The sequence below is a fragment of the Pseudomonas sp. rhizo25 genome, from assembly GCF_031931935.1.
GTDB classification, from domain to species: Bacteria; Pseudomonadota; Gammaproteobacteria; order Pseudomonadales; family Pseudomonadaceae; genus Aquipseudomonas; species Aquipseudomonas synxantha.
In genome coordinates, this window is the sequence record NZ_JAUJXA010000002.1 from 521,182 (window position 1) to 544,489 (window position 23,308).

Consider the following 23,308-nt stretch of genomic DNA (forward strand, 5'->3'; position numbering starts at 1 on the left):
GCGTTCATCCAGCCTTCACGCGGTATCGTTAACGTTCTTCGCGGGCAAGCCCGCTCCCACAGGATCGCGGCGGGTCAGGATTCAAATAAAGCGGTGTTTTCATCCAGCCAACCCTGCAACAGCAAGGCGGCGGCGATGGCGTCCACGGGGTTGTCGCGGTAGCTGCCCTTCTGCCCGCCACGGTCGCGGCGCTCGCCTTTGGCTTCAAAGGTGGTCAGGCGCTCGTCGTGGGTATAGAAGGGCAGGTTGTAGCGGCCATTGAGGCGGCGGGCGAACTTCTCGGCGCGCAGGCACATGTCGCTGGGGGTGCCGTCCATGTTCAAGGGTAGGCCGACCACCACCGCATCTGGCTTCCACTCTTTAATGAGGGCTTCAACCTGGTTCCAGTCCGGCACGCCGTTCTGGGCCTTGAGGGTGCACAGTTCACGGGCCTGGCCGGTGATGACCTGGCCGACCGCTACGCCGATCTGCTTGGTGCCGTAGTCAAAACCGAGGATCAGACGCAAGGCCATCAGGCGTGTCCCGCCTGGCTGGTCAACAGGTTGAGGTTGACCCGCAGCTTGGCGGCGGCCGCTTCCAGGCGCAGTTCGCTGGCGGTGTTGAACAGGATGTCGGCGTCGAACGGGCAGGTCAGCCAGGCATTGCTGGCCAGTTCGGCCTCCAGTTGCCCGGCTTCCCAACCGGCGTAGCCTAGGGTAATCACGCTTTGCTCAGGGCCAACGCCATCGGCGATGGCGAACAGCACATCCTGGGAAGTGGACAGTGACACGCCTTCAAGGTCGACCGTGGCCTGGAACTTCGGCCCGGTGGGGTGCAGCACAAAGCCGCGATCAGTCTGCACCGGCCCGCCGATGTAGATCGGCACGCCCTGGCAACGGGCCGGCGGGTCGATCTCCGGGCGCAATTGTTCAAGGATATCGGCCAGGTTCAGCTCCTGCGGGCGATTGACCACCAGCCCCATGGCACCATTGGCCGTGTGCTCGACAATGTAGGTCAAGGTCTGCGCAAAGTTCGGGTCGGCCATATGGGGCATGGCGATCAGGAATTGGTGCTTGAGGTAGGTCGGGCTGACGTTTTTCATGTCCGCTAGTGTGGCGTTGGAGGGGCGAACTGACAAGTGTAGGAGCGAGCTTGCTCGCGAAGCTCGTCAACGATTATGCGTGCTGCCTGAATGAACGTGTCGTCCTGGGGTTTTTCGCGAGCAAGCTCGCTCCTACAGTAGGCGGGGCGCATCAGTTGCTGGACAGCCGGTCACCCTTGGCAAATTTCCAGGTGCGGATGATTTCCAGGCGGTCCACGTCGTTCAAGTCGCCGCTGAACGGCGCAAAGGGCGCGGCCAGGCGCACGATGCGCTGGGCGGCCTGGTCCAGCAACGGTTGGCCGGAGGATTCCAGTACCTGCACCTCATAGAGCGAACCGTCACGGTTGATCGACACCAGCAAGCGCAAATTGCCATAGATCTGTTGGCGCCGGGCTTCTTCCGGATAGTTGAGGTTACCGATGCGCTCGACCTTCTTGCGCCACTCGTCCTTATACCAGGCGCCTTTGTCGCGCATGGTCGAGGCGGCGTTCAGGCGATAGATGCGCGGACGCTTGGCGTACAGCTGTTGTTCATGGGCCAGTTCGGCTTCCAGGCTGGAAATTTCGTCGGACAGCGTCGAACTGTCGAAGGTTGGCGCGGGTTTCACCGGTTCGGGCTTGGGTTCGGTCTTGGTCTTTTCGCGCTGGGTCGGGGCTTTTTGCGGCTTGGGTGCGACGGTCGTTACGGCGGCCTTGGGCGCAGCCTGCTTGACCTCGGGCTTGGGCGCCGGCGGTGGGGTGACCTTATTGACTTTGTTGTCGTGGAAGGGCGCGACTTCGGTGGTCTTGGGCACCGCTTTCTTGTCGAGGGTGCCGCTGCCTTGCTGGTTGTCCTGGGCGAGAAAATCGGCTTTTTCGGGCTTCTTTTCGCTCTTGAACGTGGCGAGGGTGATTTCCAGGGTCTTGGTGATCTGCTTGGGCTCGACCATGGTGAAGCCCACGCCCAGCAGCAAGGCGAGGTGAATCAAGGCGGCGAGAAACAGGGTAAATCCGAGCCGATCAGCCGGGCGCACGCCTCTGTGGGTGAGTTCTGGGGGCAGATCGGACGGGAGTGTCATGACAAGAAAACCAACATCGCGCGTTTCACAGGTGGCGCATGATAACGCAATGTTGGTGTGTGTCCGGCTGTTCTATGTCACTTGGCTTGTAGCTTGCGCTCAATGGCGGCCATCAGCATTTCGCCGATGTTCGTGCCAAATGCATTGTCGATCTCGCGAATACAGGTAGGGCTGGTGACGTTGATTTCAGTCAGGTGCTCTCCAATTACGTCGAGTCCGACAAACAGCAGACCTTTTTCCCGCAGGGTCGGGCCGACTTGGGCGGCGATCCAGCGGTCCTTGTCCGACAACGGTCGCGCTTCACCGCGACCACCGGCCGCCAGGTTGCCACGGGTCTCGCCTGCTGCCGGGATACGCGCCAGGCAGTAATCCACCGGCTCGCCGTCGATCATCAGGATGCGCTTGTCGCCGTCCTTGATCGCCGGCAGGTAGGCCTGGCCCATGATCTGCTGGGTGCCCAGCACAGTCAGGGTCTCGAGGATCACCGACAGGTTCGGGTCGCCGGCGCGGTGACGGAAGATCGAGGTGCCGCCCATGCCGTCCAGCGGTTTGAGAATCACATCGCCATGCTTGGCGGCGAATTCACGTAGTACGTCGGCGCGGCGGCTGACCACGGTCGGTGGCGTGCACTGTGGGAACAGGGTGGCGAACAGCTTTTCATTGCAGTCGCGCAGGCTCTGCGGCTTGTTGACGATCAACACGCCGGCGCGTTCGGCCTGCTCCAGCAGGTAGGTGGAATATACGAATTCCATGTCGAACGGCGGGTCCTTGCGCATCAGGATCACATCCAGATCGCTCAGGGGGCTGTCGATTTCGTCTGAAAGCTCGAACCACTTCTCAGGGTTGGCGAACACCTGCAACGGCCGCATGCGCGCGCGGGCCTGGCCGTCACCCTGGTACAGGTCGCGCTGTTCCATATAGAACAACGTCCAGCCGCGGGCCTGGGCGGCCAGGAGCATGGCCAGCGAACTGTCCTTTTTATAGGAGATGCTGGCGATAGGGTCCATGACAATGCCGACGCGAACGCTCATGGGGGATTTCCTCTAGCAAATTAGGGCGCATAAAAGTGGCGTCAGAGTGGCGCTGCGGCTGTTGTGGGTCAAGGAAAAACCACTGGGCAGGTGCCTCGATAGATTGCTCCCCGAGACTGTGCTAAAAAGACTGCCACGGCGCAGCGGCCCTTGAATTCCAAGGCTTGCGGCGCTCATCCTGTGCAACATCAGGCAGTACACACCGAAAACCGATTCGCTGTGGCGATGGTAGAGCAGATATGGAACAGCATTCCAACGCCTTGAGGGTGATGGTGATCGACGATTCGAAAACGATCCGCCGCACCGCCGAGACCCTGTTGAAGAACATGGGGTGCGAGGTCATCACGGCCATCGACGGTTTTGATGCCCTGGCGCGGATTGTGGATCATCACCCGCACATTATCTTTGTCGACATCATGATGCCGCGCCTGGATGGCTACCAGACCTGCGCCCTGGTGAAGAACAACCCGGCATTCAAAGCGATCCCGGTGATCATGCTGTCCTCCAAGGATGGCCTGTTCGACAAGGCCAAGGGGCGCATCGTGGGTGTCGATCAGTTTTTGACCAAACCTTTCAGCAAGGAAGAACTGCTGGGCGTGATAAAGGCCTATGTGCCTGCCTTCGCCGCAGTAGAACAAGCACACTGACGCCACCCCACAAGGGCCGGCGCCGACCAATGTAGTGGGGAAAACCATGGCACGTGTTCTGATCGTCGACGATTCGCCGACCGAAATGTACAAACTTACCGGCATGCTGGAAAAGCACGGCCACCAGGTCCTGAAAGCCGAAAACGGCGCGGACGGCGTGGCCCTGGCCCGCCAGGAAAAACCTGACGCGGTGCTGATGGACATCGTGATGCCGGGTCTCAACGGCTTCCAGGCCACGCGCCAATTGTCCAAGGAGCCGGAAACCAACGGCATCCCGATCATCATCATCACCACCAAGGACCAGGAAACCGACAAGATCTGGGGCGCACGCCAGGGCGCCAAGGACTACCTGACCAAACCGGTGGACGAAGAAACCCTGATCGCCACCCTGAACAAGGTACTGGCCGGCTAAGGCTCGCGATCATGACCGAGTCGCAAACCGCCTTCGAACTGCTGCTGGACATCGACCGCCGCTGCCGCCTGCTGGCCGCCGACCTGCCGTCCCAGGAAACCCGCCTGCAACGCTGGAGCGGGATTGCTTTTCGTGTAGGGGCAAACGGGTACGTGGCGCCCATGGGCGAAGTCGCCGAAGTGTTGCATGAGCCGCGTTGCACCCTGATACCCGGGGTCAAGCCCTGGGTCAAGGGCGTGGCCAACCTGCGCGGGCGCTTGTTGCCGGTAATGGACCTGGGTGGTTTCCTTGGTCTTGAGTTGTCCAAGGCGCGCAAGCAACGGCGTGTATTGGTGGTGGAGTTCAACGACCTGTTTGTCGGGCTGCTGGTAGACGAGGTGGCGGGTATGCAGCATTTCCCATTGGATGCCTGGATGGCCAGCACCGCCTCTGGTGCGCCGTTTATCCAGGGCCACTTCGACGGCGACACGCAGTGGCAAGTCATCAGTCCCTTCGCCCTGGCCCAGGCCCCAGGCTTCATGGATGTCGCCGCATGAGTACCGCTACCACGCCCAAGCCCCAGGCCGCTTCGCGCAGCCGTTCGCAGATCATCGTGCTGTTTATCGCCTTGATCGTGTTCATCATGCTGTTGTTCGCCAACTTCGCGTACCTCAACACCCAGTCCACCTACGATAAACAGTACATCGGCCACGCCGGTGAGCTGCGCGTGCTGTCCCAGCGCATCGCCAAGAACGCTACCGAAGCGGCCGCCGGCAAGGCCGCCGCGTTCAAACTGCTGGGCGATGCGCGCAATGATTTTGCCCAGCGCTGGGGCTATCTGAAAAAAGGCGACCCGCAAACCGGCTTGCCGGCTGCGCCCAGTGCGGTACGCGCCGAAATGCGTGCGGTGCAGACCGATTGGGAGGCGTTGCTGAAAAACACCGACGCGATCCTTGCCAGCGAGCAGACCGTACTGTCCCTGCATCAAGTGGCCGCGACCCTGGCCGAAACCGTCCCGCAATTGCAGATGGAGTCGGAAAAAGTCGTCGATATCCTCCTGCAACGCGGCGCCCCGGCCAGTCAGGTGGCTTTGGCCCAGCGCCAATCACTGCTGGCCGAACGTATCCTGGGGGCGGTCAACACTGTGCTCGCAGGGGACGAAACCGCGGTGCAGGCCGCCGATGCCTTTGGTCGTGACGCCAACCGTTTCGGCGTGGTGCTCAACGGTATGCTCAACGGCAACCCGGGGCTGCGCATCACCCAGGTCGAAGACCAGGACGCCCGTGCGCGACTGACGGAAATCGCCGAGCTGTTCGAGTTCGTCTCCGGCTCCGTGGATGAAATCCTCGAGACTTCGCCGCAGCTGTTCCAGGTGCGGGCATCGGCGAGCCATATTTTCAATCTGTCGCAAACCCTGCTCGATGAAGCCTCGCACCTGGCCACCGGTTTTGAAAACCTTGCCAGTGGGCGCAGTTTCGACACCATCGGTGGTTACGTACTGGGCCTGCTGGCGCTGGCCTCGATCATCCTGATCGGCCTGGTCATGGTGCGCGAGACCAACCGCCAATTGCATGAAACCGCCGAGAAGAACGAGCGCAACCAGAACGCGATCATGCGCCTGCTGGATGAAATCGAAGACCTGGCCGACGGCGACCTCACCGTCACGGCCTCGGTCACCGAAGATTTCACCGGCACCATCGCTGACTCCATCAACTACTCCGTAGACCAGCTGCGCGACCTGGTCGCCACCATCAACCTCACCGCCGGGCAAGTCGCCGGGGCGGTGCAGGACACCCAGGCCACCGCCATGCACCTGGCCCAGGCGTCGGAGCACCAGGCCCAGCAGATTGCCGAGGCTTCGACGGCGATTGAGCAGATGGCCCAGTCCATCGACCAGGTATCGGCCAACGCCGCCGAATCCTCGGCGGTGGCAGAGCGTTCGGTGGAAATCGCCAACAAAGGCAACGAGGTGGTGCACAACACCATCCACGGCATGGACAACATTCGCGAACAGATCCAGGACACCGCCAAGCGCATCAAGCGCCTGGGCGAGTCCTCCCAGGAAATCGGTGACATCGTCAGCCTGATCGACGACATCGCCGACCAGACCAATATCCTCGCCCTTAACGCGGCGATCCAGGCGAGCATGGCCGGGGACGCCGGACGCGGTTTTGCTGTGGTGGCCGATGAAGTGCAACGGTTGGCCGAGCGCTCGTCGGCGGCCACGCGGCAGATCGAAACCCTGGTGCGGGCGATCCAGGCCGACACCAACGAGGCGGTGATTTCCATGGAGCAGACCACCACCGAAGTGGTGCGTGGCGCCCGTCTGGCCCAGGACGCGGGGGTGGCGCTGGAAGAGATCGAAGGCGTGTCGAAAACCCTGGCGGCGCTGATCCAGAGCATCTCCAACGCGGCGCAGCAGCAGACTTCGTCGGCGGGGCAGATCTCCCTGACCATGAATGTGATCCAGCAGATCACCACCCAGACGTCTTCGGGTTCCACCGCCACCGCCGAAAGCATTGGTAACCTGGCGAAGATGGCCAGTCAGTTGCGCAGGTCGGTGTCGGGTTTCACGCTCCCACCGCCCAAGCAGACTGATGATTGAAATGCGCTCCATATGTGGGAGGGGGCTTGCCCCCGATTGCGGCGGGTCAGTAAATACACCTGCTGGCTGATACACCGCTATCGGGGGCAAGCCCCCTCCCACATTTGATCTCCATTGGTTTCAAGAACACCAGCAACCCACGAATTCAAAGCGGAGCAGTTATGGTTGATCGGCACGACTACGTGGCCCTCGAATGGGTCAAGGGCGACATTGCCGAAACCCTGAAGCAGGCCCGTTCGGCGCTGGACCTGTACGCTGAAACCGGCGACGCCATCGACGAGTGCCTGGCCGGTGTTCACCAGGTGCATGGCGCGCTGCAAATGGTCGAGTTCTATGGCGCGGCGTTGCTGGCCGAAGAGATCGAGGCGCTGGCCCTGGCCCTCCAGGCCGGTCGTGTCGGCCAGCGCGATGAAAGCATCCGCCTGCTGCAACAAGCCCTCGGCCAATTGCCGCTGTACCTCGACCGCGTGCACAGCGCCCGCCGCGATTTGCCACTGGTGGTGCTGCCGTTGCTCAACGACCTGCGCAGCGCCCGGGGTGAAAGCCTGTTGTCGGAAACCAGCCTGTTCAGCCCGCAACTGCTGTCGATCACGCCGCTGCCTGATGAAGCACTGGCCCTGCGTGCGACATCGGATTTGCATGAACAATTGCGCCAGTGGCACCAACTGCTGCAACAAGCCCTCGCCGGGTTGCTGCGCGAAGACCACGGCCCGAGCAACCTGGAAGATATGGCGCGGGTGTTCGCGCGCCTTGAGGCGCTGTGCCAGGGCGCGCCGTTGTTGCCGTTGTGGCAGGTCGCCTCGGCGTTGGTCGAAGGCATGCTCACTGGCGTGATCGCCAACAGCCCGGCGCTGCGCAGCCTGCTCAAGGCCAGTGACAAACAACTCAAGCGCCTGCTGGCCCAGGGCATCGGCGGTATCAACCAGCCGGCGCCGGATGAGTTGCTCAAGAGCCTGTTGTTCTACGTCGCCAAAGTCACCCGTCCGACGCCGCGCATGCAAAGCCTGAAAGAACGCTATGGCCTGGACGAAGCCTTGCCCGACAGTGCCGTGGTGGATGCCGAGCGTGCGCGGTTGGCCGGGCCGGATCGCAATGCCATGGGCTCGGTGCTTGGCGCCTTGTGCGAGGAACTGGTGCGGGTCAAGGAGCGCCTCGACCTGTTCGTACGCAGTGACCGACAACACACCAACGACCTCGACGCGCTGCTGGCGCCGCTGCGGCAGATCGCCGATACCCTTGCTGTACTGGGGTTCGGTCAGCCGCGCAAAGTGATCATTGACCAACTCGCCGTGGTGTTGAGCCTGGTCCAGGGCCAGCGCGAACCCAGTGATGCGGTATTGATGGATGTGGCCGGCGCCTTGCTCTACGTCGAAGCGACGTTGGCCGGGATGATCGGCACCGTCGAGCCGGAAAGCCGCGAAGAGAATCGGCTGCCCACCACCGACCTGACTCAGATTCATCAATTGGTGATTCGTGAGTCCTGCCAGTGCTTGAAGCAGGCCAAGGAACTGGTGATCGACTGCATCGAGGCCCACTGGGACCGCCAGCGCCTGGAATCCCTGCCGCAGCTGTTGAGCCAAGTGCGCGGCGCCCTGGCGATGATTCCCTTGCCGCGGGCGGCGAGCTTGATGCGCGGTTGCACCGACTACGTCGATGAGCAGTTGATGGTCAGTGACGCTGCGCCTTGCGAGGCGCAACTGGCGCATTTCGCCGAGGTGATCAGCAGCCTGGAGTATTACCTCGAACGCATGCTCCAAGATCCTGACGCGGCCGGCGAAAAAGTGCTGGAACTGGCGACTCAGGGCTTGAGCGCACTGGGTTACCTGCCAACAGAAAAACCCTGGCGCCAGGCCCTGGCCGCGCCCGACGGCGCATTGTCTACCGAGACCGCACCGAGCCAGTCCCAATTCGATGCGTTGGCCAGCCCCACCTCACGCCTCAATCCTCCAGCCTTGCGGCGTCCGGGCAGCCTGTTACCGCCGCCGGCTGATGAAGCGCCGATTGACGATGAGTTGCGCGAAGTCTTCCTTGAGGAAACCGAGGAAGTCCTTGAGGTGCTGCATCGCAACCTGCCCAACACCACGGACAAACTCGCCCAGGGTGAAATGCGCCGGGCCTTCCACACCCTCAAAGGCAGCGGCCGCATGGTGCGCGCCCTGGTGCTGGCCGAGTTGGCCTGGGCTGTGGAAAACCTGCTCAATCGTGTACTGGAGCGCAGCGTCACCCTCGGCCCTGAGGTGCAGCAGGTGCTGGATGAAGCGGTGGCCCTGCTGCCGGAATTGATCGCCGATTTTGCTACCGATGCCCAGCGTCAGCGCGACGAAGTCGACGCCCTGGCCGCCCGTGCCCACGCCTTGGCCAGCAGCGCACCCGTGTCGATTGCCGAACCCCATGACCCGATGCTACTGGAGATCTTCCGCAACGAAGCCCAGAGCCATCTGGACAGCCTCGACCACTTCCTGCAACAGGCTGCAGAGCATGTGCCGCTGCAGGTCAGTGATGAACTGCAACGCGCCCTGCACACCCTCAAGGGCAGTGCCTACATGGCCGGGGTGCTACCCATCGCCGAACTGGCGCGGCCGCTCGATCACCTGACCCGCGAATACAAGGCCCACCGCCTGCCGCTGGACCTGGATGAAGTGGAGTTGCTGCTCGAGGCCCAAGGGCTTTTTCAGCGCGGGCTGCGCGACCTGGGCAGCGATCCCCTGGCACCGATCAAAGGGGCGGCAGACCTGATCAACCGTACCCAAAGCCTGCTGGACCAGCAGCTTGCAGCACTGCTCGACGGCCCAGGCACTGGCCTGCGCATCAAGCGCGACCCGCAGCTGATCACCAATTTCCTGGCCCAGGGCATGGACATCCTGCTCGATGCTGAAAGCCTGCTGCGTCGCTGGCAGCAACACCCTGGCGAGCGCCAGGAGCTCACCGCACTGCTGGATGAACTGACGACCTTGGGGGAGGGCGCGCACATCGCCGACCTGCACCCCATCGATGAGCTGTGCGAAGCCTTGCTCGACCTGTATGGCGCCGTGGAAGAAAGCAGCCTGGCGGTCAGCGAGCGGTTTTTCCTGGAAGCCGAGCAGGCCCATGAAGCCTTGATCAACATGCTCGACCAGTTGGCCGCCGGCCAGGAAATCAGCCCGGTGCCGGCACGGGTGCAGGCCCTGCGCGAGTTACTGGATGACGCGCTGGACCCCTCGGCTACCGGCCTGGTCAAAAGCGACGGCAGCCGTGCGCTGAGTATTTCCGAGCTGGGCGCCGCCACTGCGCAGCTGGGCCAGCAGACGGCGATGGACGACGAGATTGTCGACATCTTCCTTGAAGAAGCCGTGGATATCCTCGACAGCGCCGGGCAGTCCCTCAAGCGCTGGCTGCTGGAGCCCGACAATGGGACGCCGTTGTCCTCGTTGCAACGCGACCTGCACACCCTCAAGGGCGGTGCGCGCATGGCCGAAATCGACCCGGTAGGCGACCTGGCCCATGAGCTGGAGTGCCTGTATGAAGGCCTGGTGGACCGCCGCTACAGTTACTCCACCGAGCTGTCCCTGGTATTGATGGCCAGCCACGAACGGTTGGCCTTGCAACTCGAAGAGCTGCAACACCAGCAGCCCTTGAGCGATGGCGCCGAGCTGGTCGCCAAACTGCGGGAGCTGCGCCAGAGCAGCACACCAACAACTCCGGTTGCGGCGGAGCCGGCCTCGGGTGCCGACCCTGAGCTGCTGGATATCTTCCTCGAAGAAGCCGCCGATATCCTCGACAGTTCAGGTAGCGCGCTGCTGCGCTGGCAGGCCGAGCCGAGCAATCGCCAGGAAGTCGAAACCCTGCTGCGTGACCTGCATACCCTCAAGGGCGGCGCACGTATGGTCGAGATCGGGCCGATTGGCGATTTGGCCCATGAGCTCGAATTTCTCTACGAAGGCTTGTCCGCCGGCTTGCTCGCGCCGACCCCCGAGCTGTTTGCGCTGCTGCAAGGTTGCCATGACCGCCTGGCGCAGATGATCGACGCCGTAGCGGATGGATTGCCCGTCGGCTCGGTGGACAAGCTGATCGAACGCATCAAGAGTCTGGTGCACCCCAGTGATGAGCCAGTCATGCCGGTGGCGTTGCCGGCGGGCAAGGGTGAGGCAGTGATAGATCCTGCTGCCGACATGGTGAAAATCTCTGCCGACCTGCTCGACGACCTGGTCAACCTGGCTGGGGAAACCTCGATCTTCCGTGGTCGCATCGAACAGCAAGTCAACGATGCGCGCATCGCCTTGAATGAAGTGCAAACTACCATCGAGCGCATGCGCGACCAATTGCGCCGACTCGACAGCGAAACCCAGGGCCGTCTCCTCAGCCGCCAGCAGGCCGAAGCCGAACGCTTGGGCTACGAAGAGTTCGACCCGCTGGAAATGGACCGCCATTCGCAACTGCAGCAGTTGGCCCGTGCGCTGTCTGAATCGGCCTCCGACCTGCTCGATCTCAAGGACACCCTCGAGCGCCGCAACCAGGACGCCCACGACCTGTTGCAGCAACAAGCGCGCATCAACACCGAGTTGCAGGAGGGCCTGATGCGCACGCGCATGGTGCCTTTCGAACGCATGCTGCCGCGCCTCAAGCGTATCGTGCGCCAAGTGGCGCAGGAGCTGGGCAAGGACGTGGAGTTCATCGTCGGCAACGCCGAAGGCGAGATGGACCGTAACGTACTCGAACGCATGGCGGCGCCGCTGGAACATATGCTTCGCAACGCCGTCGACCACGGCCTGGAATCCCGCGAGGTACGGTTGCAGACGGGCAAGCCGGAGAAAGGTCGCATTACCCTGGACCTGACCCACGAAGGCGGCGATATCGTCTTCGACATGCGCGACGACGGTGCCGGCGTGCCCCTTGAAGCCGTGCGGCGCAAGGCGATCAAGCGCGGCCTGCTTGGCCCTGATCAAGAGATCAGTGATCGCGACGTGCTGCAATTCATCCTGCAACCGGGCTTCTCCACCGCGGAAAAAATCACGCAGATTTCCGGGCGCGGCGTCGGCATGGACGTGGTGCATGAAGAAGTGCGCCAACTCGGCGGTTCGATGGTGATCGATTCGACGCCGGGGGCGGGCGTGCATTTTCGCATTCGCTTACCGTTTACGGTGTCGGTCAATCGGGCGCTGATGGTGCAATGCGCAGACGACCAATACGCGATTCCCCTCAACACCATCGAAGGTTTGGTGCGCGTGCTGCCCCACGAGCTGGCGGGGCACTACCAGCAAGACCCGCCGCACTATGAATATGCCGGCCAGCGCTACGAGTTGTTCTACCTGGGCGACCTGCTGCACACCGTCAGCCGCCCGAAACTGCTGGGCCAGTATCAGCCGGTGCCGGTGCTGCTGGTGCACTGCAATGAACGGCGCGTGGCGGTGCATGTGGACGCCATGGCCGGAACTCGGGAGATCGTGGTCAAGGGGCTGGGCCCGCAGTTTGCCGGGGTGCAGGGCTTGTCCGGGGCGACCATTCTCGGCGATGGCCGCGTGGTCTTGATCATCGACCTGCTTGCGCATATCCGTGCTCGCCAACCGGCCTTGCCGGCCCAGTCGGTCGACGCCCCGCTGATCCTCACCGACCCGCTGAAAAAGCGCCCGCTGCTGGTGCTGGTGGTGGACGACTCGGTCACCGTGCGCAAAGTCACCAGCCGCCTGCTGGAGCGCAACGGCATGAACGTGCTCACCGCCAAGGACGGCATCGACGCCATCGCCGTGCTCGAAGAACACACCCCGGACCTGATGCTGCTCGACATCGAAATGCCGCGCATGGACGGCTTCGAAGTGGCCATCCAAGTGCGCAACGACCCCCGCCTGATGCGCCTGCCGATCATCATGATCACCTCGCGCACCGGCCAGAAACACCGCGACCGCGCCATGGCCATCGGCGTCAACGACTACCTCGGCAAGCCGTACCAGGAGTCGGTGCTGCTGGAAAGCATCGCCTACTGGAGCAAGTCCCATGCTTGACTACCGCGCCAGCCAACTCACCGGCCTGCTGCTGCCCCTGGCCGACCGCCACCTGGTGCTGCCCAACGTCGCCATCGCCGAGCTGATCGACTTCCAGCGCGGCGAACCGGCCAGCGATGCACCGCCGTGGTACCTGCGGCAAGTGACCTGGCGTGATCGGCAAATCCCCTTGATCAGCTTTGAAGCCGTGTGCGGTGAAGCCAGCGTGACCGGCGAACGTTCGCGGATCGTGGTGTTGAACGCACTGGGCGGGCGGCCGACCTTGAAGTTTATTGCGCTGGTGATCCAGGGCATTCCCCGCTCGTACAAACTCGACAGCGAGTTGAGCTACGTGGATGTGCCGTTGTGCCCGTTGGAACTGGCGGCGGTGCAAGTGGGGGAACAGGTGGCGAAGGTGCCGGATTTGATGGGGTTGGAGGCGCTGTTGGTCGAGTCCGGGTTGGCGTAAACACGCGTGTCGAGCCGTTGCAGCTGAAATTATCGTTTTAGACGAGAAAAGCTGATTTGTTATCAAATTAAAGTGAGCGTTAGCATTTTCATGAGCGCGAGATTATTGTTTTCGCCTACTATCCCCCCATAGTTAGTATTTTTAATGGCTCGTTAGGGGATTTGATGATGCAAGTAGGTTTCAAGGCACTCGCCGAGCAATACGGTATCGCACTTGCACAACCCCTACGCGTCGAATCGGTAATCGGTAAGACACGGATGAGCCGCGAGAGCGATGGACATGTCGAGCGCAAGTATCCCGCCAGCTACCAACCGTCGGACGATTTCGCGGGGCATTTCGAATTTGGGCTCAAGTACGAAGAGATTCACCTTGAGTTTTTTGCCCGTCTGTTTGCCACAGTTGGCCCGAAACCAATCGAAGACTGGTGCCGGCAAGCGCCCTTTGGTCAATATGCTCGCCGCGCTGGATTCTTGTACGAGTGGCTGACGGGACAGCACCTTGATGTGCCGGATGTCACCAATGGCGGTTATGTCGACGCCGTATCAGCGCAGCATTACCTGACGCGTGTTGAGCTTCTGCGGGTACGACGCTGGCGGATAAACAATAATCTTCCCGGTGTGCCAGCGTTCTGCCCCTTGGTCCGCCGTACCGAATCGGTTCAAGAAGTGCTGCAATTTGACCTGGGCGAAGCCCTTCGCGAGCTGAACCAAACCTTTGGCACTGACATCCTGATGCGCACGGCCAGCTGGTTGACGCTCAAGGAGTCGCGGGCCAGCTTTCTGATCGAGCAAGAGTCAGACAAAGCCGACAGGATTCAGCGGTTTGCCCACGTGATTGCCAAGTATTGCGGCCGTATCGAGGATCCGTTGAGCAACGACAGCCTGCACACGTTGCAAGCCGGAATTTTGGGGCACGACGCGTTCGGGCTGGGCTTGCGACGCTCACCGGTCTTCGTGGGGCAGGCGACGATGCGCGAGGATATCGTGCACTACATCGCGCCGGCCTTTGAGGGGCTGCCACACTTGCTCGGTGGCCTAAAGGCATTCGAACTAGCCACACGCGGCGCCGAGCCGTTGGCCCGGGCGGCGGCAATTGCCTTTGCCTTTGTGTATATCCAGCCGATGCGCGATGGTAATGGTCGGATTCATCGTTTCTTGATCAACGATATCTTGATTCGTGATAAGGCGGTGCCGGAGGGCGTGATCCTGCCTGTATCGGCCACCATCACCCGTTCGATTGATTTTCGGGCGCGTTATGACCGTACGTTGGAAGTGTTTTCGCGGCCATTTATGCAACGCTATGCAGCGTCCTATCGTTTTGGAAAAGTCGCCGTCTATGAAGACGGCACCTCAAGCAACCTGGTCTTCGATGACTACGACGACGCGCACTTTGCATGGCGCTATCCCGATCTGACCGAGCACGTGCTGTACACGGCGCAGGTCGTGGCGCATACCGTCCGTACCGAGATGGCTGATGAAGCGCGGGTACTCATCATTTTCCAGCTTGCCCAGGAGCGGCTCAAGGAAGTGCTGGAAATGCCGGATCACGACGCGAACCGCATCATTCGCTCGCTCAAGGAAAATGGCTGGCAGGTATCAGGGAAACTGAAGAAAGCCTATCCGCAGTTGGACGATACGGGCCGTGCAGAGCGTGTTGTGGAAGCCGTGCGATCGGCATTTGAAGAGCGAGAGGTGGGGAGTGGCGAAGATTGATTGGGGCAGATTTGGGCCGTGCATGAACTTCTCGTGGACTGCTATCTAACAGGCGCTACTGAGCAAATGTGGGAGGGGCGGTGCGACGATTCGACTTGCGCCTCCCACTTTCTCCATTCCTCAATCAATCCGCGCCAAGCGTTCAATTACCGGCTGCTCCCGATGCTCGGCCTGCCACAGGTCGTAGGCACTTTGCATCGACAACCACAGCTGTGCAGTACTTACACCGGCCCGCTCTAACCGGACGGCACGGTCCGGGCTGACCGGGGCGTGGCCATGCAGGATCCTTGAAAAAGTCTCGCGGGCGAAGCCAAAACGTCGCGCCATTTCGGTAATGGTGATACCCAGGGCAGGGATCACATCTTCGAGCAAGATTTCACCTGGGTGAGGTGGGTTGTGCATCGGCATGTTGGTACGTCCTTCGACTATGGGCATTCAACCGCGAAGGCTAGAAGGACCAGTTCCAAGCAACAACCCCAAAACGCTGTATGAAACTTCCTGCACGCACTTCGACATAAAAGGCTTCGGATTTTTCCTGCAAGATTTTGAGCCGTGCATGAACTTGTGGTGAGAGGTCCGCACGCCTAGTCTTCGTCCCGTCATCGCAAAAAACGGTGACACGGACGTGCAAGTCCGACGAAACTGTTTAGGCGTATGAACGCCCAGCCATCCAACGGGCGTTTTTTGTGCTCGCTGCTTTATGGCGGCTGCGCGCAGGAGGTCTTCGGACCTGCTGGGTGTCCTAAACAGGCCCGGTCTTGCACACCTGCGCACGGTCGCCACCCTCATTCGCGTGCAAGCGAACGGTGGCGCTCCTTACTGACTGTTTAGGAGTTTCATCATGATCAAACCTACCCCCAATCCACCCCTCTTCACCGTAAACCCCCACCAAAACACCGAAACCCTGCTGGTCAACGCCAGCGAAACCCTGTCCTCCCTCAACGCACTCACCTGCAACCTGGCTTTCGACTTGGACACTTCCCAGCGCGCCGTCATGCTCGGGATTCAGCAAATGGCAGAGATAGGACAGCTATTGGTGGATCAAGCACTGGAACAGATATCCCCCTCCTCAGCGGCTTAAAACTTGATCGTTCCCAAAAAGGGACCTATCGTTCCCTTTTTGGGACTCATTGGCCGCTGCCATGCACACCTTGCCGCTCAGTACTGCGCTCTTCACGGTCACCCAGCAAAAAGTGCTGGGCCTGCTTTTCGGCAAGCCCGACCAAAGCTTTTTCACCAATGAAATTGCCCGGTGGGCCCAGGTGGGTAAGGGTAGCCTCACCCGAGAGTTGGAGCGTTTGCAGTTGGCGGGCATCTTGAACATGACGCGCCAAGGCAACCAGACTCACTACCAAGCCAACCCTCAGTGCCCGATTTACTCGGAACTGTTGGCTATCGTGCGCAAGACGCTGAGCCTGGACGAGCCATTGCGCAATGCACTGGCACCGTTTGCCGAGCAGATCACCTGGGCGTTTATCTACGGTTCCATCGCCAAGGGTGAGGCGCACTCATCCAGTGACATAGATCTGATGCTGATCGGTCAAAGCCTCAACTACAGTGAAGTCATGGAGCAACTCATGCCGCTGGAAGAGCAACTGGGTCGCACCATCAACCCGACGCTGTACACCCCTGAAGACTGGATCGGTAAATGGAATGCCGGGAACAGTTTCGTGCAGCGGGTAGTGCAGCAGGACAAGATCAATCTGTTAGGGGGCAACCCTCTGGAATCCACGGATGGACAGCAAGGCAAACCTGGAGAATCTGCAACGTAGTGGTGGCTTGAAGGCTGAGCCGCCGGATCGCAGGGAGTGTGACGGGCTGATGCGTTCAGCTCGTGATCGATTGAAGGACGCCGCAACCCCACAGCTATCATTCGCCAGCCGTTTCGATCTGGCTTACAACGCCGCCCATGCTATCGCCCTCACGGCTTTGCGCTTGCAAGGCTATCGTTCTGACAAACGCTATCTGGTCTTTCAATGTCTGGTTCACACCCTCGACGCGAGCAAGGTGCAGGTGCGGTTGTTGGCGTTGTGTCATGAGCGTCGCAACCTGGCGGAATACGAAGGGTATATGGATGAGGATGAGGCCCTGCTAAGCCAGTTGATCGATAGCGCGACGGTATTGATGCTCAAAGTGCAAGATTTGTTGGCTAGCCTTGATCAGAGATAGCGCGGTTCGTTCGGTCCCACACAGGGACTGCTATCTGACAGGCGCTACTGAGCAAATGTGGGAGGGGCGGTGCGACGATTCGACTTGCCGCCGATAGCGGTGTATCAGCCAAAATTTAATAGCTGACCCAGCGGAATCGGGAGCAAGCCCCTCCCTCATTTTGATCTTCATTACTCCAGGCGTAACAGTCTGCCGCTGAGCTTGATTGATAGCCCCCAAATTCACTCCTAAGGTACAGCCCCACGACAGCAAACCCCGTGGAGCGACCATGACAACAACCATCACCCCCGACTCGCGCTGGACGCGGCGGCGCGACGAGAAGCAGCGGCGGCTCGGGCTGGTCAAAAAAATTGCAGACGGGGCGGTGCTGCCCAGTGACAAGATCGTCGAGGCGCTTGAAGCGCTGATCCTCCCCGGCGACCGCGTGGTACTGGAAGGCAACAACCAGAAGCAGGCCGACTTCCTCTCGCGCTCCCTGGCTAAGGCCAACCCGGCCAAGCTCCACGATTTGCACATGATCATGCCCAGTGTCGGGCGCGCCGAGCACCTGGACCTGTTCGAAAAAGGCATCGCCCGCAAGCTCGACTTTTCCTTCGCCGGCACTCAATCCCTGCGCATCAGCCAGCTGCTGGAAGATGGCCTGCTGGAAATCGGCGCGATCCATACCTACATCGAACTCTATGCGCGTCTGGTGGTGGACCTGATCCCCAACGTGGTGCTTTCCGCCGGTTTCATGGCCGACCGCGCCGGCAATATCTACACCGGCGCCAGCACCGAAGACACCCCGGCGCTGATCGAACCCGCCGCGTTCAGCGATGGCATCGTCATTGTGCAGGTCAACCAGTTGGTGGACGACGTCACCGACTTGCCCCGTGTGGACATCCCCGCAAGCTGGGTGGATTTCGTGGTGGTGGCCGACAAGCCTTTCTACATCGAACCGCTGTTCACCCGCGACCCGCGCCATATCAAGCCGGTGCATGTGTTGATGGCGATGATGGCGATCCGTGGCATCTATGAAAAACACAATGTGCAGTCACTCAACCATGGCATCGGCTTCAACACCGCCGCCATCGAATTGATCCTGCCCACCTACGGCGAATCCCTGGGGCTCAAGGGCAAGATCTGCCGCAACTGGACCCTCAACCCACACCCCACGTTGATCCCGGCGATTGAAAGCGGTTGGGTCGAGAGCGTGCATTGCTTCGGCACCGAACTGGGCATGGAGAATTACATCGCCGCCCGCCCGGATGTGTTCTTCACCGGTCGCGATGGCTCGATGCGCTCCAATCGCATGTTCTGCCAACTGGCCGGCCAGTACGCGGTGGACCTGTTTATCGGCGCCACCCTGCAGGTGGATGGCGACGGGCATTCCAGCACCGTGACCCGTGGCCGCCTTGCCGGTTTCGGTGGTGCGCCGAACATGGGCCACGACCCACGTGGTCGTCGGCACGGCACACCGGCCTGGCTGGATATGCGCCATGACGATGCGCCGGAAGCGCTGCTTGAGCGCGGCAAAAAACTCGTGGTGCAAATGGTCGAGACCTTCCAGGAAGGCGGCAAACCGACCTTTGTCGACACCCTCGACGCAGTAGAAGTGGCCCGCAAAAGCGGCATGCCCCTGGCGCCGATCATGATCTACGGCGACGACGTTACCCACTTGCTCACCGAAGAGGGCATCGCTTACCTCTACAAGGCGCGCTCCCTGGAAGAACGCCAGGCAATGATCGCTGCAGTCGCCGGGGTGACGGCCATCGGTATGCGGCATAACCCCAAGGACACCGTCCGTATGCGCCGCGAAGGCTTGATTGCCTTGCCCGAAGACCTGGGTATCCGCCGCACCGACGCCACCCGCGAGTTGCTGGCTGCCAAGAGCGTAGCCGACCTGGTGGAATGGTCCGGCGGCTTGTACAACCCGCCTGCCAAATTCAGGAGCTGGTAAATGCACGCTCTCAAACAGCATGAACTGAGCCTGGCTGATCGCCTGGCGGATATGGCCGTCGACTCGCTGATCGATGAAGCGGATTTGTCGCCCAAACCCGCCTTGGTAGACCGGCGCGGCAACGGCGCCCACAGTGATTTGCACCTGGGCCTGATGCACGCCTCAGCGCTGTCGCTGTGGCCGATGTTCAAGGAAATGGCCGAGGCTGCCCTTGTATTCGGTGAAGTCGGTGTGCCCTTGCGTGAAGCACTCGGCCGTCTTGGCCGCGAAGGCGAGCAAGCGATGCTCATCACTACCAACGGCGTAAATACCCATCGCGGCGCAATCTGGGCTCTTGGTTTGCTCACCGCAGCAGCGGCCCTGCAACCACGCGCCGTAACCCTGACCGCGGCCAAACTAGCTCTGCTCGAAGACCGCTTCGCGCCGCAACCGCTGAGCCACGGCGCACAGGTCGCCCAGCGCTACGGCGCACGCGGTGCCCGTGAAGAAGCGCAACTGGGCTTCCCCGCTGTGATGCAACGCGGCCTGCCGCAACTGCATAAAAGCCGCGGGCAAAACGCCGGTGAGCAAAATGCCCGCCTGGATGCATTGCTCGCGATCATGACCGAGCTGGCCGACACCTGCGTGCTCTACCGCGCCGGCACTGAAGGCCTCCAAGCCATGCAGCAAGGCGCCCAGGCCGTGCTCGACGCTGGCGGTAGCGCAACCCTTGCGGGCCGTCGCCAACTGCACGCACTGGACCAGCAACTCCTGGCCCTGAATGCCTCCCCTGGCGGCGCTGCCGACTTGCTCGCCGCCTGCCTGTTTATCGACCGCCTCGACGGAGCGTTGTGATGGAAACCTTATCCTTTGAATTCCCCGCGGGCCAGCCGCCAAAAGGCCGCGCGCTGGTGGGTTGCGTCGGTTCGGGCGACCTCGAAGTGCTGCTGGAGCCGGGCACTCCCGGCACGCTGACCATCCAAGTGCAGACCTCGGTCAACGGCGCCGAGCAACGTTGGCAGCACCTGTTAGAACGCATCTTCCAGGAGCAGACGCCACCTGCCTTGAACATCGATATCCACGATTTCGGCGCCACCCCCGGCGTGGTGCGTTTGCGCCTGGAGCAAGGTTTCGAGGAGGTCGGCCATGACTGATTTGCTCAACAAACACAGCTTCGTCGAACTCGGTGCGCGGCAGCGCGCCAAGGCGTTGTTGGATGCTGGCACTTATCGTGAACTGATCGACCCGTTCCAACGGGTCATGTCGCCGTGGCTCAGCCGCCAGGGCGTGGTGCCCCAGGCCGATGACGGTGTGGTGATTGCCAAGGGCAGCATCGGCGGTTTGCCGGTAGTGGTCGCCGCTATCGAGGGCAATTTCCAAGGCGGCAGCCTCGGTGAAGTCGGTGGCGCAAAAATCGCGGGGGCACTGGAACTGGCCGCCGAAGACAACCGCAACGCCATACCGACCCGTGCCGTGCTGCTGCTGGAGACCGGTGGGGTGCGCTTGCAGGAAGCCAATCTGGGGCTGGCCGCGATTGCTGATATCCATGCTGCGATTGTCGACCTGCGCCAGTACCAGCCGGTGGTCGGTGTGGTGGCGGGCAGTGTCGGTTGTTTTGGTGGTATGTCCATCGCGGCCGGACTGTGCAGTTACCTGGTGGTCACCCGCGAAGCGCGCCTGGGGCTGAACGGACCGCAGGTGATCGAACAGGAGGCCGGGTTGGAAGAATACGACTCCCGCGACCGCCCGTTTATCTGGAGCCTCACCGGCGGCGAACAACGTTTCAACAGTGGCTTGGCCGACCGTTACGTGGCGGACGATGTGGTGCAGATCCAGCAGACCGTGAGCGCGCTGTTGCAACACGGGGCGCCCGAACAACCCCGCAGCCGGCGCGCTGATTTCTACCTGGCGCGCCTGGCCGAACTCGACACAGCGGCGCAAATCGAGCCCGCGACGGTTCGCGCTCTGTATCAGGGAGAACGCCCATGAGAGGGTTACAGTGGTTCAATGCATTGAGCGCTGGCGCAGCACCCGTAGAGGGCTTGCCGGACTCATTGAAAGTCGCAGACGGCGTCTTGGGTGAACAGGCGGTGCGCTTTATCGCGGTGGTCACCGACCCGAATAACCGCTTCCCGCGTGCGCGCAATGGCGAAGTCGGGTTGCTGGAAGGTTGGGGGCTAGCCAAGGCCGTCGATGAAGCCATCGTGACGGGTGACAAACGCCCCATCATCGCCATCGTCGATGTGCCCAGCCAAGCCTATGGTCGCCGTGAAGAAGCCCTCGGCATCCACCAGGCCCTGGCCGCCGCCGCCGACAGCTACGCCCGCGCACGCCTGGCCGGGCACCCGGTGATTGCGTTGCTGGTGGGCAAGGCCATGTCCGGTGCGTTTCTGGCCCACGGTTACCAGGCCAACCGCTTGATCGCCCTGCGCGACCCTGGGGTAATGGTGCACGCCATGGGCAAGGCCTCGGCGGCGCGGGTGACCTTGCGCAGTGTTGAAGAGCTGGAAGCCTTGGCCGCCAGTGTGCCGCCGATGGCCTATGACATCGACAGTTATGCCAGCCTGGGTTTGCTCTGGGAGACCTTGTCGGTGAGCCAGATTGAACAGCCGACAACGGACGATGTGGCGCGGGTCACCGATTGCCTGGTGCAGGCGATCAAAGATGTCGTGCAACCCGATTTGAAAGGACGTCTCGGTGCGACTAATCGCGCCGCCTCAAGCCACGTACGCCAACTGCTGCGGGAACAATGGTGAACGCCCACGATTTGCTCTGGGGCATGACGCCGGCGCATCTGCCTGATGACGCGCCAGCCTGGGCGCTGGATGCGATCAGCGCGGGTCATCCGGTGGTGGTGCGTCGCGCCGTCACCGATCCGGGCCAAGTGGCGGTTGGTGTGCGTGGGCGTTTGCGTGAGCAGCGGTTTGCGGCGGTGATGCCCATTGCAGGGGTGCAACGGCGCGTGGTGCCCGAAGACTTGCGCCAGGTGATCTCGCCACGGGATTTACCGGCGCTGCGGGCGCTCGATCAACTGCGGCCAGTGTTGGCGCAGTATCACTGGGGCGTCAGCGGTAGCGCCGGATTTGAATTGGCGAGCGGCGTCGAAGCGTTGCATGTCATGAGTGACCTGGATTTAATTTTGCGCACCCCCGAACCGCTTGATCGCTTTGAGGCGCGGGCGTTACTGGCGAAACTCGACACCGCGCCGTGCGCCGTGGACCTGCAACTGCAAACCCCGTTTGGCGCTGTCGCCTTGCGCGAATGGGCCGGCGTATCTCGTCGTGTGCTGCTCAAAACCAGCAGCGGCGCACACCTTGTGCTCGACCCTTGGCAGGCTGTGGCATGAGCAGCCTCCTGGTGTTTCCGGGGCAGGGTGCCCAGCGGACGGGTATGCTCCAGGCGCTATCGGCCGAGGTTCTGGAAGAAGCCAGTGATGCCTTGGGTGAAGATGTGCGTCAGCTCGATTCGGCGCAAGCCTTGGCGAGCACGCGTGCGGTGCAACTGTGCCTGCTGATCGTCGGCGTCGCCCATGCCCGTCAGTTGCAACATACGCCTGATTACGTGGCGGGCCTGTCCATCGGCGCCTACCCAGCCGCCGTCATCGCCGGTGCCCTGAACTTCGCTGACGCGGTAAAGCTGGTGAGCTTGCGGGGCGAGCTGATGCAGCAGGCTTATCCACAGGGCTATGGCATGACCGCCCTGATTGGCCCTGAATTATCCCGCGTCGAGGCGCTGCTGGCGGATATCCACAGCCCACTGACCCCGGTGTACCTGGCCAATATCAACGCCGATAACCAGACCGTCATCGCCGGCAGTGATGAAGCCATGAAGCTCGTCGCCGAACGCATTAAAGGCAGCGGCATCGCCAAGCGCCTGGCCGTCAGCGTGCCGTCCCATTGCGCGTTGCTGGAACAGCCGGCCCAGGTCCTGGCCCAAGCCTTCGTGCCGCTCAAGGCGCCGCGCATCACCTACCTGAGCAGCACCCGCGCACGACCCATCCACAACCCCGAGCAACTGCGCGATGACCTGGCTTTCAATATGTGCCGCGTCGTCGACTGGCGCGGCACCGTGCAAAGCGCCTATGAGCGCGGCGTGCGCCTGCAGATCGAATTGCCTCCGGGCGCGGTGCTCACCGGCCTGTCACGGCGGGTCTTCGACCAAGGCACGGTGATCGCCTGCGAAGGCGCACGCCTGGATACCTTGCAGGCCCTGCTGCAAGAGGAGGAACGCCGCCACCGATAAAGCAGCACCCAAGGCTTTCGAAGCACAAAAAC

At 61.7% G+C, this 23,308-nt stretch carries 22 protein-coding genes; 17 read left to right on the plus strand and 5 right to left on the minus strand.

The genetic code is table 11. The annotated features are described in order from the left end of the window. Positions 1 to 74: 74 nt before the first annotated feature. From ruvX to gshB, 4 genes are all read right to left on the minus strand, one after another. The gene (ruvX, locus tag QZR30_RS06050) at positions 75 to 512 is read right to left on the minus strand and encodes a Holliday junction resolvase RuvX (protein WP_003195067.1); all 438 of its coding nucleotides are present in this window, start codon (positions 510 to 512) and stop codon (positions 75 to 77) included. Continuing rightward, positions 512 to 1,081 (minus strand): YqgE/AlgH family protein, encoded by a 570-nt coding sequence (locus QZR30_RS06055; protein WP_046069928.1) that lies wholly within the window; start codon positions 1,079 to 1,081, stop codon positions 512 to 514. The genes ruvX and QZR30_RS06055 overlap by 1 nt, the downstream gene beginning before the upstream one ends. 151 nt (positions 1,082 to 1,232) lie before the next feature. Next, on the minus strand, positions 1,233 to 2,138 hold the full coding sequence (locus QZR30_RS06060) for an energy transducer TonB (protein ID WP_046069927.1): 906 nt from the start codon (positions 2,136 to 2,138) through the stop codon (positions 1,233 to 1,235). Positions 2,139 to 2,215: 77 nt separating this feature from the next. After that, positions 2,216 to 3,169 (minus strand): glutathione synthase, encoded by a 954-nt coding sequence (gene gshB / locus QZR30_RS06065; RefSeq protein WP_046069926.1) that lies wholly within the window; start codon positions 3,167 to 3,169, stop codon positions 2,216 to 2,218. 239 nt (positions 3,170 to 3,408) lie between these two features. On the opposite strand from gshB, the gene pilG reads away from it, so the two are divergent. The 7 genes from pilG to QZR30_RS06100 all read left to right on the plus strand — a co-directional run bounded on the left by pilG (position 3,409) and on the right by QZR30_RS06100 (position 14,947). Further along, positions 3,409 to 3,816 (plus strand): twitching motility response regulator PilG, encoded by a 408-nt coding sequence (pilG, locus tag QZR30_RS06070; protein WP_046069925.1) that lies wholly within the window; start codon positions 3,409 to 3,411, stop codon positions 3,814 to 3,816. A gap of 46 nt (positions 3,817 to 3,862) precedes the next feature. Next, on the plus strand, positions 3,863 to 4,228 hold the full coding sequence (gene pilH, locus QZR30_RS06075; RefSeq protein ID WP_014720320.1) for a twitching motility response regulator PilH: 366 nt from the start codon (positions 3,863 to 3,865) through the stop codon (positions 4,226 to 4,228). 11 nt (positions 4,229 to 4,239) lie between these two features. Next, complete coding sequence (locus QZR30_RS06080) at positions 4,240 to 4,764, plus strand: chemotaxis protein CheW (protein WP_059396642.1); 525 nt, start codon at positions 4,240 to 4,242, stop codon at positions 4,762 to 4,764. Further along, positions 4,761 to 6,812 carry a methyl-accepting chemotaxis protein gene (locus tag QZR30_RS06085; protein WP_046069923.1) on the plus strand — a complete coding sequence of 684 codons (2,052 nt, stop codon included), beginning with the start codon at positions 4,761 to 4,763 and terminating at the stop codon, positions 6,810 to 6,812. The genes QZR30_RS06080 and QZR30_RS06085 overlap by 4 nt, the downstream gene beginning before the upstream one ends. Positions 6,813 to 6,973: 161 nt before the next feature. Next, the gene (locus QZR30_RS06090; RefSeq protein WP_311903046.1) at positions 6,974 to 12,787 is read left to right on the plus strand and encodes an Hpt domain-containing protein; all 5,814 of its coding nucleotides are present in this window, start codon (positions 6,974 to 6,976) and stop codon (positions 12,785 to 12,787) included. Further along, complete coding sequence (locus QZR30_RS06095; RefSeq protein WP_046069921.1) at positions 12,780 to 13,235, plus strand: chemotaxis protein CheW; 456 nt, start codon at positions 12,780 to 12,782, stop codon at positions 13,233 to 13,235. The genes QZR30_RS06090 and QZR30_RS06095 overlap by 8 nt, the downstream gene beginning before the upstream one ends. A gap of 167 nt (positions 13,236 to 13,402) precedes the next feature. Beyond that, positions 13,403 to 14,947 (plus strand): Fic family protein, encoded by a 1,545-nt coding sequence (locus QZR30_RS06100; RefSeq protein ID WP_311903094.1) that lies wholly within the window; start codon positions 13,403 to 13,405, stop codon positions 14,945 to 14,947. A gap of 120 nt (positions 14,948 to 15,067) precedes the next feature. Here QZR30_RS06100 and QZR30_RS06105 read toward each other — a convergent pair whose 3' ends face one another. Further along, positions 15,068 to 15,355, minus strand: a complete 288-nt coding sequence (locus QZR30_RS06105; RefSeq protein ID WP_311903048.1) for a HigA family addiction module antitoxin — start codon at positions 15,353 to 15,355, stop codon at positions 15,068 to 15,070. A gap of 433 nt (positions 15,356 to 15,788) precedes the next feature. Here QZR30_RS06105 and QZR30_RS06110 point away from each other — a divergent pair, with 433 nt between their 5' ends. The 10 genes from QZR30_RS06110 to mdcH all read left to right on the plus strand — a co-directional run bounded on the left by QZR30_RS06110 (position 15,789) and on the right by mdcH (position 23,276). Then, positions 15,789 to 16,028 carry a DUF6124 family protein gene (locus QZR30_RS06110; protein WP_046069919.1) on the plus strand — a complete coding sequence of 80 codons (240 nt, stop codon included), beginning with the start codon at positions 15,789 to 15,791 and terminating at the stop codon, positions 16,026 to 16,028. A gap of 61 nt (positions 16,029 to 16,089) precedes the next feature. After that, the gene (locus tag QZR30_RS06115) at positions 16,090 to 16,719 is read left to right on the plus strand and encodes a nucleotidyltransferase domain-containing protein (RefSeq protein ID WP_046069918.1); all 630 of its coding nucleotides are present in this window, start codon (positions 16,090 to 16,092) and stop codon (positions 16,717 to 16,719) included. Further along, the gene (locus QZR30_RS06120) at positions 16,682 to 17,116 is read left to right on the plus strand and encodes a hypothetical protein (protein WP_311903051.1); all 435 of its coding nucleotides are present in this window, start codon (positions 16,682 to 16,684) and stop codon (positions 17,114 to 17,116) included. Before QZR30_RS06115 ends, QZR30_RS06120 begins: the two co-directional genes overlap by 38 nt. A gap of 268 nt (positions 17,117 to 17,384) precedes the next feature. Continuing rightward, complete coding sequence (gene mdcA / locus QZR30_RS06125) at positions 17,385 to 19,055, plus strand: malonate decarboxylase subunit alpha (RefSeq protein WP_046069916.1); 1,671 nt, start codon at positions 17,385 to 17,387, stop codon at positions 19,053 to 19,055. After that, complete coding sequence (locus tag QZR30_RS06130; protein WP_311903053.1) at positions 19,056 to 19,889, plus strand: triphosphoribosyl-dephospho-CoA synthase; 834 nt, start codon at positions 19,056 to 19,058, stop codon at positions 19,887 to 19,889. Beyond that, positions 19,889 to 20,188 carry a malonate decarboxylase subunit delta gene (locus tag QZR30_RS06135; RefSeq protein ID WP_059396637.1) on the plus strand — a complete coding sequence of 100 codons (300 nt, stop codon included), beginning with the start codon at positions 19,889 to 19,891 and terminating at the stop codon, positions 20,186 to 20,188. Before QZR30_RS06130 ends, QZR30_RS06135 begins: the two co-directional genes overlap by 1 nt. Continuing rightward, positions 20,181 to 21,023, plus strand: coding sequence for a biotin-independent malonate decarboxylase subunit beta (locus QZR30_RS06140; RefSeq protein WP_103734242.1), 843 nt, complete (start codon positions 20,181 to 20,183; stop codon positions 21,021 to 21,023). Before QZR30_RS06135 ends, QZR30_RS06140 begins: the two co-directional genes overlap by 8 nt. Next, positions 21,020 to 21,790: a biotin-independent malonate decarboxylase subunit gamma gene (gene mdcE, locus QZR30_RS06145; protein ID WP_274356735.1), complete on the plus strand. Its 771-nt coding sequence runs from the start codon at positions 21,020 to 21,022 to the stop codon at positions 21,788 to 21,790. Before QZR30_RS06140 ends, mdcE begins: the two co-directional genes overlap by 4 nt. Further along, positions 21,784 to 22,380 carry a malonate decarboxylase holo-ACP synthase gene (locus tag QZR30_RS06150; protein WP_059396635.1) on the plus strand — a complete coding sequence of 199 codons (597 nt, stop codon included), beginning with the start codon at positions 21,784 to 21,786 and terminating at the stop codon, positions 22,378 to 22,380. Before mdcE ends, QZR30_RS06150 begins: the two co-directional genes overlap by 7 nt. Further along, positions 22,377 to 23,276: a malonate decarboxylase subunit epsilon gene (mdcH, locus tag QZR30_RS06155; RefSeq protein ID WP_046069911.1), complete on the plus strand. Its 900-nt coding sequence runs from the start codon at positions 22,377 to 22,379 to the stop codon at positions 23,274 to 23,276. The genes QZR30_RS06150 and mdcH overlap by 4 nt, the downstream gene beginning before the upstream one ends. Positions 23,277 to 23,308: the final 32 nt, after the last annotated feature.